This is a genomic window from Alteraquisediminimonas sediminicola (assembly GCF_019740335.1).
GTDB classification, from domain to species: Bacteria; Pseudomonadota; Alphaproteobacteria; order Sphingomonadales; family Sphingomonadaceae; genus Alteraquisediminimonas; species Alteraquisediminimonas sediminicola.
The window spans coordinates 1-12,436 of record NZ_JAHXZS010000005.1 but is presented as its reverse complement, the minus strand read 5'-3'; the positions used below and the strand labels follow the sequence as shown (position 1 = coordinate 12,436).

Genomic DNA, 12,436 nt, shown 5'->3' with positions numbered 1-12,436 from the left:
TGGTGCGTAGCGTAAGGTAATATTGATGGTGCAGGCTACAGCATGGTTTTTCACCTTTTATCATGAACTGTTGCTGGCGTGCGCGAGTGGGATCATTCTTCTCGGTCTGGATGACCTGATCGTGTTTTTTGTCTGGTTGGTGCGGGTTACACCGAAAGCGGCTGTGCTGATGCGCATGCCGGTTGAACGACCGCCGATCGCGATCTTTGTGCCTGCTTGGGATGAAAGCAGTGTGATCGGTCGAATGCTCGCAACTCTGCTAGATCGTATGGATTATACAAAATATATTGTCTTTGTAGGTTGTTATCAGAATGATAGCGGAACGTTGTCTGCCGTGCAGGAGATTGCCGAAAACGATGCGCGCGTACAATTGGTGTCCGGCAATTTGGACGGGCCAACGACCAAGGCGGAATGCCTCAACCGATGCTGGCATGCGCTGTGCGAATGGGAAGTGCAGCATGAAGTACAATTTGCTGCGGTAGTCCTGCATGATGCCGAAGATGTGGTGCATCGTGATGAACTCAACCTCTTCTCAGCACATTTGCCATATGCGGATATGATCCAACTGCCGGTTGTGCCCTTTATTGATATATCAATGCCGTGGGTTTCAGGTCATTATGCCGATGAGTTCGCCCTGACCCATGGCATTGATATGCCCACGCGTCAGATTCTGGGCAGCGCCCTGCCTTCTGCGGGCGTAGGCTGCGCAATCAGTCGTCCTGCACTGGCGAGGATTGCTTCAGGGCGTGGCGGCCTACCATTTGACGCGGATAGCTTGACCGAGGATTATGAACTTGGCCTGCGTCTTGGCGAACTCGGTTGCCGCACCAGCTTTGTGCGGGAAATATCGGCGGTGACACACGATCTCATTGCCGTGCGCGCGTATTTCCCGTCTGATCTGGCGTCGGCAGTGCGCCAGAAATCTCGCTGGATACTTGGTATCGCACTGTTCGGTTGGGACAGATTGGGCTGGCATGGGTCAATGGTTGATCGCTGGATGCGGTTGCGTGATCGACGGGCCTTGTTGTCGGCTTTCTTGCTCCTGCTCAGTTATATTTCACTATTTATGAGTGCAGGGGTGATCATGTTTGCGGGCGCTGCGTCCGGGACGGTGCCGCCTTTATCGCCGACGTTGCAAATGGCCCTTGGTGCATCTGGCGCGATGCTGGCCTGGCGATTGCTCGAGCGTGCGGTCGTTGTTTTTTGTGGCTATGGATTAAAACAGGCGCTGTTTTCGATCCCGCGCGCATTGGTTGCAAATATGATCGCGATGGTGGCCGCGCGCCGGGCCTTCATGGCCTATCTCCGTTATGAAGTGCGACATCCCGTCATCTGGGACAAGACCAGTCATGTTTTCCCGGATGATCCAGCGATATGACTGCCAAAAGATACCACGCACATCGGGCCTTGGCATCGGTTATTCTCGGATGGGTGACGTTTCGGGTGATCGCCTTTCAAGGGACTGTTCTCACCAACCCGCCGGCGTCCGTTCGGTTTGCTGTCCCCGCATCCCATATAGGTGCTATCGTGCAGGCATCGGCATTGATTCCGAAAATTCAGGTGCGGACCAGCGGGTTATTAGACGTAACCAATGTGCCGAAATCTATACCAACCCATGCCTCGAAAATCATATTCGAGGCGTTGTCGAATCGCTCTGTGGAGCCAATTTCTGTCGTTCAAGTAAATAATGAAATCGTTGATGATCATGGCGTGAACAGATTGACCACTAAGCCCTCTTCGCCATTGAGGCTCAGTCTTTATAGTTGGGCCTTTGTGCGGCAACATAGCCCCTCTACCAATTTTGTGCCTGAGGGGCAGTTGGGCGGTAGTCAGGCCGGTCTGCGGGCACTTTACCGCCTCGGCGATGCCCCGGCTGAATCACAGGCCGCACTTTCGGTGCGTGTGACGCGTCCATTGGCGATCAATGACGGTGCCGAGGCAGGGCTGGGGCTGGAATTACATCCAATCGCCAGCCTGCCGATCAATGTGATTTTAGAACGGCGTGTGCGATTGGAACATGGTGGGCGGAATGCTTGGTCCGGTTTTGTCGCGGGCGGATTTTCCCGCCAATTGCCAGGCACAAATTGGGTCGCAGAAGGATATTTACAGGCGGGTCTGGTTGGTGCGCGGCAACACGATGGGTTTATCGATGGGGCGATTGGGCTGGCGCATCCATTTGGGCCTGACGCTGATCTGCAAGCGGGCGTAGGTGCATGGGGCGGTATCCAGCCCGATGTAAAGCGATTGGATATCGGGCCGAGGCTGAAAGGGGTAGTGCATACAGGTGTGATGCCTATTCAATGGGAGATTGCAGCGCGGATGCAGGTGGTCGGTCAGGTGCGTCCAGCCAGCGGCCTGACACTGACTATTTCTAGCGGTTTCTGAGGCGTTCATCTGCATTTAGGCCGATTGCGATTGATCGAGTTGCGAGGGTTGCGATAGGGTTGTCCTTATATGGATATTTACCTCCCCATTGCCGGACTTTCGGTCAACATCCTGATCATCATCGGTCTGGGTGGCGTGGTCGGTATTCTGTCCGGTATGTTTGGTGTTGGTGGCGGTTTTCTGGTGACGCCACTGCTTATCTTTTACGGCATTCCGCCATCTGTGGCGGTGGCATCCTCCGCGACGCAGATTACAGGCACCAGCGTGTCAGGCGTATTGGCTTATATGCAGCGTGGCGCGGTAGATGTCCGCATGGGATTGGTGCTGGTAGCGGGCGGCATTTTGGGCAGCATTGGTGGCGGCTTTGTATTTCGCTGGCTGCAGAAAGGTGGCCAGATCGATACGGTGGTTGCGCTTCTCTATGTGCTGCTGCTCGGCACCATTGGTGGTTATATGGCCAAAGAAGCGTTGCAGACGATTTTGGCGTCCCGGCGTGGGCATCAAATGCCGTTTCAACGGCGGCGACACCACCCTGCGGTTGCCGCCTTGCCGATGCGTTGGCGTTTTTATGGTTCGGGACTTTATATTTCGCCAATTGCGCCATTTGCCCTTGGCCTTGTGTCGGGCGTTTTGACGGTATTGCTCGGTGTAGGTGGGGGATTTTTCGTTGTCCCGGCGATGATCTATGTTCTGGGCATGGCGACAGGGATGGTGGTTGGCACCTCCTTGTTCCAGATTTTGTTTGTCACTGCTGCGACGACCTTGGTGCATGCGGTGACGACCAAGTCGGTTGATATTGTCCTCGCGATCCTATTGCTGATAGGCAGCGTGACTGGCGCGCAACTGGGCGCGCGCATCGCGGCACGTATTTCGCCTGAATGGCTGAGATTGATGTTGGCGACGATCGTTCTGTTGGTTGCATTGCGGATGGCGCTTGGGCTGGGGTGGCGGCCCGATGAAATTTATTCGGTGCAGGCCGGGTGATGTTGACAGTAATCCGTGCCCTCATCTGCCTGTTGCTGGGCGTGACATTGACCGCTGCGGGGGAACCGCAGCTTGTGCCGGATGTGTCGCAGCGCAACGTCGAGATTCGCTACAGCTTTACCGGCGCAGAACTGCTGCTGTTTGGGGCGATTATCTATCCCGATGCGCTGAGTCGAAAGAGGGATGCAGATATTGTGGTTGTGCTACGTGGCCCCACCAATTCGATTATCGTGCGGGAAAAGCAGAAAATCGGCGGAATTTGGGTCAATGCCGCGACGATGCGATACCGTTCGGCGCCATCCTTTTATGCTATGGCAAGTTCTCGACCATTGCACGATATTGTGGGTGAACGTACGGCGGCCATTTATGAGTTGGGCGTCGGTAATCTGCAATTATCCCCGGCAAGCAACGAGGCAACGGGTGAGGAAACAGATAGATTTGAACGCGGCTTTATCGATCTGTTGAAACGGGCATCATTGTTTCAGGAAAGCGAAAATGGCGTTGAGATCACGGATGGTGCGCTGTATCGCGCGCACATCCGGTTGCCGGCACGAGTGCCGGTAGGTCATTATTCGGCCGAAACATTCCTAATCCGCGATGGACATATTATTGCGGCGGCTGTTCGGGACATTGAGATCAGCAAGACTGGTTTCGAAAGGTTTGTAGCCGTGGCCGCAGATAAATGGCCATGGACTTATGGTATTGCCGCAATGCTGATTTCGCTTTTGTCAGGCTTAGGCGCTGCTGCGCTGTTCCGGCGGTTATAGAGTGTAATATTTTTTATTTCCGAGCCGTGAAATATATCACTTTACTCGAAATCACTCCAAATCGTGGAACAGCGCTTCAGACTGCAGGGCTCAGGCGACCTGAGCGCTTTCTACTTCTTCATCGTCACGCAGCACATAGCCGCGGCCCCAGACGGTTTCGATATAATTTTCGCCCGCGCAGGCCAAAGACAATTTCTTGCGTAGCTTGCAGATGAAGACATCGATGATCTTGAGTTCTGGTTCGTCCATGCCGCCATAGAGGTGATTGAGGAACATTTCCTTGGTCAGCGTGGTACCCTTGCGGAGGCTGAGTAGTTCCAGCATGGCATATTCTTTGCCTGTCAGATGTACGCGCGTGCCGTCCACTTCGACAGTCTTCGCGTCCAGATTGACGGCCAGCTTGCCGGTACGGATGACCGACTGCGAATGTCCCTTGGAACGACGCACGATGGCATGGATGCGGGCGACCAGTTCTTCGCGGTGGAAGGGCTTAGTCACATAATCATCGGCACCGAAGCCGAGCGCGCGCACCTTGCTGTCCATCTCGCTGATGCCAGAGAGGATCAGAACGGGCGTCTGGACGCGGGCAACCCGAAGTTTCTTCAACACGTCATAGCCGTGCATGTCAGGCAAGTTCAGGTCCAAGCAGATGATATCGTAATCATATAGCTTGCCCAAATCGAGGCCTTCTTCGCCAAGATCTGTCGTATAGACGTTGAAACCCTCGGTATTGAGCATCAGCTCAATTGCCTTGGCGGTCGTTGGTTCGTCTTCAATCAACAGCACGCGCATGGCGAGCCCCCCGTTCTTTTAATGCCTACTCACCTTGACGCATGATCCGAAATTTGTGGATCAGCTCAAGGCTTAATTAACCATAGAACAGATGAACGCAAAAGGTTAATTTCTGATTAAAGCAGGAAATCCGGCGAGTCGGGGGTAATTGACGGGCCAGAAGCGGGTCGCGAATCACGAATTATCTGTCAGATCGTCCTTCAGTGCACCCACTATTCGGGCAAAATCTTGCGCCGCCGTGAAGTCCTTATAAACGCTGGCAAAGCGAATATAGGCGACGCTATCAAGGCCCTGCAACGCATCCATCACCAGTTCGCCGATCCGTTGCGATGGAATTTCGCTCTCGCCCAGCGTTTCCAGTTGTCGCTGAATACCTGTTACGACACGGTCAATGCTATTCGGCTCGATCGGGCGTTTGCGGCAGGCAATGGTGACGGAACGCTCAAGTTTTTCGCGGTCAAAAGTTTCGCGTCGGCCTTCTGATTTGAGGACCGTCAATTCGCGCAACTGGATGCGCTCAAAAGTAGTGAAGCGCGCACCGCATGCTTCACATTGCCGCCTTCTGCGGATTGCCGAATTGTCATCGGTGGGCCGCGAGTCTTTTACCTGGCTCGCTTCATGTCCGCAGAAGGGGCAGCGCAAGTCTTAGAACCCCTGATAGATCGGGAAGCGGTCGCAAAGCGCGCGCACGCGGGCTTTGACATTCGCTTCTACTTCCGGATCACCATGTTCGCCCTTGGTCCGCAGACCTTCAAGCACATCGGCAATCATGTGACCGATTTCACGGAATTCGGCAGGGCCGAAACCGCGCGTTGTGCCGGCGGGCGAACCGACGCGGATGCCGCTGGTCTTCATCGGCGGCAGCGGATCGTTCGGAATGCCATTTTTATTGCACGTGATGGCGGCGCGTTCCAGCGCCTCATCTGCATCCCTGCCTGTGATGCCCAATGGGGTCAAATCGATCAGCGCGAGGTGCGTATCGGTGCCGCCCGACACGAGGTTGGCACCACGCTCGTTCAGCGTTGCGGCGAGAATCTTCGCATTTTCAACGATGGCGGCTGCATAGGATTTGAATTCAGGACGCAGTGCTTCGCCAAATGCAACTGCCTTTGCGGCGATCACATGCATCAGCGGCCCGCCTTGCAGGCCGGGGAAAACGGCTGAATTGATCTTCTTGGCGATGTCTTCATGGTTCGTCATGATCATGCCGCCACGCGGACCGCGCAAGGTCTTGTGCGTCGTTGTGGTGACGACATGTGCATGTTCGAATGGCGAAGGATGCACGCCACCTGCGACCAGACCCGCGAAATGCGCCATATCGACCATGAACTTGGCGCCGACTTCATCGGCAATGGCGCGGAAGCGGGCGAAATCGATCTGGCGCGGATAGGCGGAGCCGCCGGTGATGATCAACGTCGGGCGATGTTCCTTGGCCAGCCGCTCGACTTCATCATAGTCGATCAGGTGATCGTCAGGACGAACGCCATATTGCACCGCGTTATACCATTTGCCGGACATCGCTGCCTTGGCGCCATGGGTAAGGTGTCCACCGGCATCAAGGCTGAGCCCCATGATGGTATCGCCGGGCTTGGTCAGCGCGAGCATGACCGCGCCATTGGCCTGCGCACCTGAGTGCGGCTGGACGTTAGCGAAGCCGCAGTTGAAGAGCTGCTTGGCGCGTTCGATGGCGAGGGTTTCCACCTCATCCGATGGTGCGCAACCTTGATAATAGCGCTTGCCCGGATAGCCTTCGGCATATTTGTTGGTGAAGACCGAACCCTGTGCTTCCAGCACGGCGCGCGATACGATGTTTTCAGAGGCGATCAGTTCGATCTGATGCTGTTCGCGTTCCAATTCATGGCGTACGCCGCCAAATACGGCGGGGTCGGCTTCGGCCAGTCCCCGAGTGAAAAAGCCATCGGGCTGGACACTGGAGAGGGCGGTGCTGGTATTGCTGCTCATGATAGCTCCTCAGGCAATATCGGGATTGGTGAGTTTGTTAACGCGACGCTGATGGCGATCGCCACCAAAAGGCGTAGCTAAAAATATGTCCACACAGGTCTTGGCCATTTCAGCGCCGATCAGGCGTGCGCCGAGAGCGATCACATTCGCATCATTGTGCTCGCGCGAAAGCTGAGCCGACAAAGGTTCGGACACCAGGGCACAGCGGCATGCCGGGTTGCGGTTGACGGCAATCGAAATGCCGATCCCTGACCCGCAGATCGCGATGCCGCGTTCCGCTGCTCCCGTAGCGACAGCACGGGCCAATTTATATCCGAAATCAGGGTAATCCACCGATTCCAGATTATGGGGGCCAAGGTCGCTGACCTCATGCCCGACCTGTTGGAGATGGGCAACAAGCGCGCTCTTCATATCGAGAGCAGCGTGATCAGAAGCAATGGCAATACGCACGCGCGTTCGTCTTTCTATTGGCGATTTGACTCAGTCAGCGCCATTTAGGCGATTGCGATGGATAATGCCAGTTCGCTTTCGGGCGCATGCGTGTCTTGGCTTAAAGGCTGAGGACGACTTTGAAAATCCGCCGGTAAATCAAGGTGAGGTTGATAAGGTCGTCGATGGCGACGGCTTCGTCCAACTTGTGCATGGTTGCATTCGATAGACCGAATTCCACCACCGGGCACCATTTGGAGAGGAACCGCGCATCGGACGTGCCGCCAGATGTCGATAATTCGGGATCGATACCCACTTCTGTCAATATGGCTGTCGCAACGAGATCAGACCAATCGCCCGGGTCTGTCAGAAAAGCCTCACCGGAAATTTCCGCGCGCAGCTCCCCTCGGCCACCAACTTCATCTGTGATGATCGACTGGACCCAATCGATCAGTTGCTGGCCTCGATGTTCGTTATTAAAGCGAATGTTGATCCGTGCGCGGGCTTGCGCTGGAATGACGTTAGTGGCTTCATTGCCGATAGAGAAATCGGTGATTTCCAAATTGCTGGGTTGGAACCAGTCATTGCCGTCATCCAGTATCCGGCTCTTGAGGCGTCCAAGAATGCTGATCATCGGCGTGGCAGGATTATAGGCAAGATGTGGATATGCAACATGACCTTGCTGCCCGTTGACAGTGATCCACATATTGACGGACCCACGCCGCCCAATCTTGATCATGTCACCCAGCCGGTGTTGGGACGTTGGTTCGCCGACAAGTATCATGTCTGGGTGCAGGCCAAGGCTCTCCATGCGTGTCATCAAGGCCAGCGTACCAAATTGCGCGGGACCTTCCTCATCACCGGTGATGATAAAGCTGACAGTACCGGGGTGTTCAACCGGCAAAGTAGCGATCGCACTTATCGCGGCGCCGATGGCGCCCTTCATATCGACGGCACCTCGGCCGTAAAGAAGTTCGCCGCGCACTTCAGGCGTAAATGGGTCGCTTTGCCAGCCCGCACCGGGCGGGACCACATCGCTGTGCCCTGCAAAGGCCAGATGTGGTGCGCTCCCGCTTCCGCGTACAGCCAAGAGGTTCGGTACCGGCCCATTGGGGGCGGTGCCATCAATTGAGCGGTATATAGTAAAGCCGAGCGCGCTCAGCCAATTAGCAAGCAGTTCCTGCGCGCCGCCATCATTGGGGGTGATGCTGTGGCAGGCGAGCAATTGCTTCGTGAGTTCAATGGGGTCCGTCAAATTCGTCATGCTGCATATCCCGTTTCGGCAAGCCCATGCCAGCCGGGTACGATGTCGCCAATGGCGGGTAAACTCGCGCCTTGTGGTGCGCGGGCAAGTAGTCGGTGGCGTTCGACAGGGCCATCGATACCCCATAATTGGGTGGGCGCAGCATCATAGCCGAAGAAGCGACCATAATATTCTGGATCGCCGATCATCATGGTGCAGCGATATTCTGCTGACCGGTCACCAATATCCAGCACATGCTGCATCATGGCCTTGCCGAGGCCTGCGCCTTGGTAATCAGGGGCGACTGCCACAGGCCCGACAAGCACAAGCGGTGTCATGCTCCCATCGGGTGAACGAAGAGACACGGGCCAACTCTGAATGACGCCGACCAGATTTCCAGTCATATCCCGCATCCCTGCGGACATGGCAGGGATCCACGATTGCCCCTGACGGAGCCGATAGGCGGTTCGGCCATGTCGGTCTGTCCCAAAGGCGAGATCGAGAAGTCTTTCGATGTCGACGCTTTCGAAGTCGGTCAAGGGCAGAATGGCGGTCAATCGTGGCTCACTTGCATTTGAGAAAACGAATCGCGAAGTGGCATAGCGTGTCATCGGGGAAAAAGCAGCAGCAGCTTGCCGTCACTGCCGGGGACGTTTAGGGGGCAGACATGGAAGATAGCCTTATTCTAGAAGTCGACGATGTCGAGGTGGATGTGCTTACCGGGATTTACTCGGAAGAGACGCATCTCCCGCAGCCGCTACGTATCTCTGTTGCGGCAGACCTCGGTGTCCCACCTGCATTTACGCCTGAAACACCGTTGACTGCGTCCAAAAATTACATGGACCTGAAGCATGCGATCACCCACGCAATCCCTAAGGACTTGCACTTCACATTGATTGAGGCGCTTGCGGATCATATCGTCGAGACGATTTTTACAGGTGATGCGCGAGTCCGCAAGGTGACGGTGAAGATCATCAAGCTGGCCATTGCGGAAGCAGGTGAATCCATTGGTATTACATTAACGAGGCATCGTCGGTGAAATTGGCGCTGATCACGGGCGGTTGTCGACGGATCGGCGCTGCGATTGCTGCGAGACTGGCAAAGAGCGGTTACCAATTGGCGCTGCATGGGCATGAAGATGCGATACCATCGTCTGATTTGAGGGCGGTGATGGAGCAATGCGATGCGAAATGGGCTGGCTTCACATGTGAGTTGGCGGATTCTGCAGCTGTCGAGGCGTTGATGCCCAAGGTCGCCGATCACTTCGGGTGCTGGCCAAATCTGCTCGTTAATAATGCCTCGTTATTCGAGGATGATCGTGTCGAGAACCTTACGGCAGAGGGGTTGCAGCGCCATTATGCCATTAATCTGGTGGCACCGGCACTTCTTTCTAAGGCCATGGCGAATGCGCCGAGAATGAAGGTGGCGCGCGTCATCGTCAACATCCTTGACCAGCGCATCTTGCATCCGCCAACGGACCAGCTGAGTTATACGCTATCAAAACTGGGGCTGACTGCGCTGACGATGATTGAGGCGAGGGCACTCGCACCTTATGTCCGGGTCTGTGGGGTGGCGCCGGGTCTTACGCTACCCACTGCAGATTATGTCCCCGGACAGATGGAGCGGCTGGCTGCCGAGATGCCGCTGGAGCGCTTGCCACAACCTGATGACATTGCGCGTGCGGTTGAATATCTCGCTGAAAACGAATCTGTGACCGGGCAGGTGGTATACGTCGACGGTGGTGCGCACCTGCGTTCGTTCGAACGAGACTTCCTGTTTATGCAGCAGGGCGACCTTAATTGATACTGCGCTTTCGCTTTTAGCGCAGGGGAATGGAGAGAGTGGGCAGCGTTCTTGGGCATGTTCCCAATTGTTGCATAACAAAGCGATAATCTTCCGCAGCCATCTGCCTCGCTGACGCATCAAGTCCTTCGATGATCTGCGGAGGAAGAGCCATTGGTAGCGTGCAGGCGAGGCGATACCATGTCAGGCTGTCGCGGGCAGGAAATGCTGCCGCTTCATCGACAATCTCATCTAGCGATACGATCCAGCGGGGAGTTTCTCCTGGGCGACGCAATATGGAAAGCGATACCGGGCGACCATTATCGCTTTCGAGAAATATTTGCGTTTCATTCTCACCCGCAATGCTGCCTGCAACACTGAATATCTGACCAATGCGATTGATTCGTGGTGCGGCCCCCGGCGCATTTACGGCGATCAATATGTCCCTTGTCCGGCTTTCGAGATCGTTCGACCATGACAAGAGCGAATGGCGATCGAGGAGTTGCAACTGATTGGTTGCGCCGCTCACCCGATCTCCGAAGATGACAAAGGGTCGGTTCTTGAGTTTCGGCAAGCGACCACCGTTCCCCAAGGGTACATCCGCGACAAACTCGACATCTTGGGGCTGGCTCTCTGGGCCTCGAATCAGTGTGGTGATTCGACCGATGAGAAGGACCCTTTCAGCGCCAGAAGGTACATTACTGAATCGCTTTTGGTCGAGACGTGTTGCCTTGGTGATCGTCGATACCGCCACCACGTCACTTGCTAGGGCTCTGTCGGCAATATCGGCATAGGCTAAAATAACAGCGGGAGCCTGACCTGCGGGTGCCTTTGCATGCGATGAAATCGTTGTAATTGAAAGAATTAAGACGAATGTGGCGATGAGCTTGTTGTTCATTGAGGGGGGGGGCTCTCATGTGCAGGATGAATGAACGCGGACTATGGCAACAACCAGTTTTAGCGACAAAGCGTTTGATTCGCGCTTTCCATCGCGATAGGAGGCAAGTCTGCCGACGTTACCTAAGAACATAAAAGAGGCAGTCTTCGTCATATGTCCACTGATGGTTAAAAACTCATTTATGTGTTTTGCTGTTGGTAGAGGGCATAAAACGGATAACCTTTCCCGATTTTTCTGATGCAGCCTTTGGAGGGAGTGTCGATACTGAATGGCGTATGTTGATAAACAACCCATGAGCCGTAGCAAGCTAGTCGCCATTGGCGGCGTGGCGTTGCTGCACCTCGTGCTTCTATGGGGGCTGAAAAACGGCTTGGACTACAACGCCGCGATCGAGGTTTTCGAGGACTTGAAAACCTTTGACATCAAGGAAGAGCAGAAAGTCGAGGAAGAGCCCCCGCCTCCGCCCGAGCAGAAGGATTTGCCGCCGCCGCCGAAAATCGACGTGGCGCCACCTCCTCCGACGAACATCGCGCCGCCGCCTATGTTGCCGACGGCGCCGCCTGCGCCTGTAATGGCGCCGCCCCCGCCGCCGCCGCCGCCCATCGAGCCGCCTAAGCCTACGCAGGCGCAAGCAGCTCGTGCGAAGGGTAATCCTGGCACTTGGGTCACGACGGAAGATTATCCGTCGAGCGCCTTGCGTGAAGAGCGTGAGGGTGTGACGGCGATCGCTTGGGATGTGACGACGGATGGCAAGGTCGCCAATTGTCGGGTGACGCAGTCGAGCGGCCATGCCGATCTCGATGATGCAGCCTGCAAATTTGTCACGCGTCGCGGTCGGTACAATCCGGCGCTCGACCAGAATGGCAACCCGATCCAGTCTTCGGACAAACGGCGCGTGCGCTGGCAGATCCCGAAGGATTGATTGTCGTCAATCGCGAAATTTTCCGGGCGAACGCCCGTTACTTGATTTGATTTTTTGAGAGGAAGTTATTGCAATGCAGAATGTCGCTGATACCGCCAACGCTGCGGCGGAAGTTGCTGCCAACGCTTCGGATGCCATCGCTAACGCCGCTGCGCCTGCCGCAGAGGCACTGGCCAACACCGCCGCAGTTGAAGGCGCGGAAGCAGCCGCCACCAAGTTCGGCCTGATCGAAGCGCTGAACGACGGCGGCGCGCTGTCGTGGACTTTGTTCC

15 protein-coding genes are annotated in these 12,436 nt (G+C 55.6%); 8 read left to right on the top strand and 7 right to left on the bottom strand.

Annotated elements, in window-relative coordinates; translation table 11 throughout:
* Positions 1-25 precede the first annotated feature (25 nt).
* From K6117_RS10430 to K6117_RS10415, 4 genes are all read left to right on the top strand, one after another.
* Positions 26-1,378 carry a glycosyl transferase family protein gene (locus K6117_RS10430; protein WP_221794736.1) on the top strand — a complete coding sequence of 451 codons (1,353 nt, stop codon included), beginning with the start codon at positions 26-28 and terminating at the stop codon, positions 1,376-1,378.
* A gap of 29 nt (positions 1,379-1,407) precedes the next feature.
* Positions 1,408-2,385, top strand: a complete 978-nt coding sequence (locus K6117_RS10425) for a hypothetical protein (protein WP_221794734.1) — start codon at positions 1,408-1,410, stop codon at positions 2,383-2,385.
* A 69-nt stretch (positions 2,386-2,454) separates the two neighbouring features.
* Positions 2,455-3,369: a sulfite exporter TauE/SafE family protein gene (locus tag K6117_RS10420; RefSeq protein ID WP_221794732.1), complete on the top strand. Its 915-nt coding sequence runs from the start codon at positions 2,455-2,457 to the stop codon at positions 3,367-3,369.
* Positions 3,369-4,136: a TIGR02186 family protein gene (locus K6117_RS10415; RefSeq protein ID WP_221794730.1), complete on the top strand. Its 768-nt coding sequence runs from the start codon at positions 3,369-3,371 to the stop codon at positions 4,134-4,136. The genes K6117_RS10420 and K6117_RS10415 overlap by 1 nt, the downstream gene beginning before the upstream one ends.
* Positions 4,137-4,226: 90 nt before the next feature.
* Here the strand turns inward: K6117_RS10415 and ctrA are convergent, their stop codons facing one another.
* The 6 genes from ctrA to K6117_RS10385 form a co-directional block, all read right to left on the bottom strand.
* On the bottom strand, positions 4,227-4,928 hold the full coding sequence (ctrA, locus tag K6117_RS10410; protein WP_221794729.1) for a response regulator transcription factor CtrA: 702 nt from the start codon (positions 4,926-4,928) through the stop codon (positions 4,227-4,229).
* A gap of 174 nt (positions 4,929-5,102) precedes the next feature.
* Entirely contained in the window at positions 5,103-5,570 is a 468-nt protein-coding gene (gene nrdR, locus K6117_RS10405; protein WP_221794726.1) for a transcriptional regulator NrdR, read from the bottom strand.
* A 3-nt stretch (positions 5,571-5,573) separates the two neighbouring features.
* A complete protein-coding gene (gene glyA / locus K6117_RS10400; RefSeq protein WP_221794724.1) occupies positions 5,574-6,890 on the bottom strand; it encodes a serine hydroxymethyltransferase in 1,317 nt (438 codons plus the stop codon).
* 9 nt (positions 6,891-6,899) lie between these two features.
* A complete protein-coding gene (gene rpiB / locus K6117_RS10395) occupies positions 6,900-7,340 on the bottom strand; it encodes a ribose 5-phosphate isomerase B (RefSeq protein WP_221794722.1) in 441 nt (146 codons plus the stop codon).
* 100 nt (positions 7,341-7,440) lie between these two features.
* Positions 7,441-8,583 carry a succinyl-diaminopimelate desuccinylase gene (gene dapE / locus K6117_RS10390; protein WP_221794720.1) on the bottom strand — a complete coding sequence of 381 codons (1,143 nt, stop codon included), beginning with the start codon at positions 8,581-8,583 and terminating at the stop codon, positions 7,441-7,443.
* The gene (locus K6117_RS10385; RefSeq protein ID WP_246605034.1) at positions 8,580-9,173 is read right to left on the bottom strand and encodes a GNAT family N-acetyltransferase; all 594 of its coding nucleotides are present in this window, start codon (positions 9,171-9,173) and stop codon (positions 8,580-8,582) included. The genes dapE and K6117_RS10385 overlap by 4 nt, the downstream gene beginning before the upstream one ends.
* A gap of 56 nt (positions 9,174-9,229) precedes the next feature.
* Between K6117_RS10385 and K6117_RS10380 the strand changes: the two genes are divergently transcribed.
* Positions 9,230-9,601, top strand: coding sequence for a dihydroneopterin aldolase (locus K6117_RS10380; RefSeq protein WP_221794715.1), 372 nt, complete (start codon positions 9,230-9,232; stop codon positions 9,599-9,601).
* A complete protein-coding gene (locus K6117_RS10375; RefSeq protein WP_343211772.1) occupies positions 9,598-10,365 on the top strand; it encodes an SDR family oxidoreductase in 768 nt (255 codons plus the stop codon). The genes K6117_RS10380 and K6117_RS10375 overlap by 4 nt, the downstream gene beginning before the upstream one ends.
* 16 nt (positions 10,366-10,381) lie before the next feature.
* Here K6117_RS10375 and K6117_RS10370 read toward each other — a convergent pair whose 3' ends face one another.
* Positions 10,382-11,242 carry a hypothetical protein gene (locus tag K6117_RS10370; protein WP_221794713.1) on the bottom strand — a complete coding sequence of 287 codons (861 nt, stop codon included), beginning with the start codon at positions 11,240-11,242 and terminating at the stop codon, positions 10,382-10,384.
* 292 nt (positions 11,243-11,534) lie between these two features.
* Here K6117_RS10370 and K6117_RS10365 point away from each other — a divergent pair, with 292 nt between their 5' ends.
* Positions 11,535-12,164 carry an energy transducer TonB gene (locus tag K6117_RS10365; RefSeq protein WP_246605033.1) on the top strand — a complete coding sequence of 210 codons (630 nt, stop codon included), beginning with the start codon at positions 11,535-11,537 and terminating at the stop codon, positions 12,162-12,164.
* Between the two features lie 73 nt (positions 12,165-12,237).
* On the top strand, positions 12,238-12,436 hold a 199-nt coding region (locus K6117_RS10360; RefSeq protein WP_221794709.1), incomplete at its 3' end, for a hypothetical protein.

Excerpts from the sequence above, each read along its gene's own strand:
- glyA (WP_221794724.1), bottom strand. The coding sequence starts at position 6,890 with ATGAGCAGCAATACCAGCACCGCCCTCTCCAGTGTCCAGCCCGATGGC.
- K6117_RS10365 (WP_246605033.1), top strand. The coding sequence starts at position 11,535 with ATGAGCCGTAGCAAGCTAGTCGCCATTGGCGGCGTGGCGTTGCTGCAC.
- ctrA (WP_221794729.1), bottom strand. The coding sequence starts at position 4,928 with ATGCGCGTGCTGTTGATTGAAGACGAACCAACGACCGCCAAGGCAATT.
- K6117_RS10415 (WP_221794730.1), top strand. The coding sequence starts at position 3,369 with ATGTTGACAGTAATCCGTGCCCTCATCTGCCTGTTGCTGGGCGTGACA.
- dapE (WP_221794720.1), bottom strand. The coding sequence starts at position 8,583 with ATGACGAATTTGACGGACCCCATTGAACTCACGAAGCAATTGCTCGCC.
- K6117_RS10380 (WP_221794715.1), top strand. The coding sequence starts at position 9,230 with ATGGAAGATAGCCTTATTCTAGAAGTCGACGATGTCGAGGTGGATGTG.
- K6117_RS10420 (WP_221794732.1), top strand. The coding sequence starts at position 2,455 with ATGGATATTTACCTCCCCATTGCCGGACTTTCGGTCAACATCCTGATC.
- K6117_RS10430 (WP_221794736.1), top strand. The coding sequence starts at position 26 with ATGGTGCAGGCTACAGCATGGTTTTTCACCTTTTATCATGAACTGTTG.
- K6117_RS10385 (WP_246605034.1), bottom strand. The coding sequence starts at position 9,173 with ATGACACGCTATGCCACTTCGCGATTCGTTTTCTCAAATGCAAGTGAG.
- K6117_RS10370 (WP_221794713.1), bottom strand. The coding sequence starts at position 11,242 with ATGAACAACAAGCTCATCGCCACATTCGTCTTAATTCTTTCAATTACA.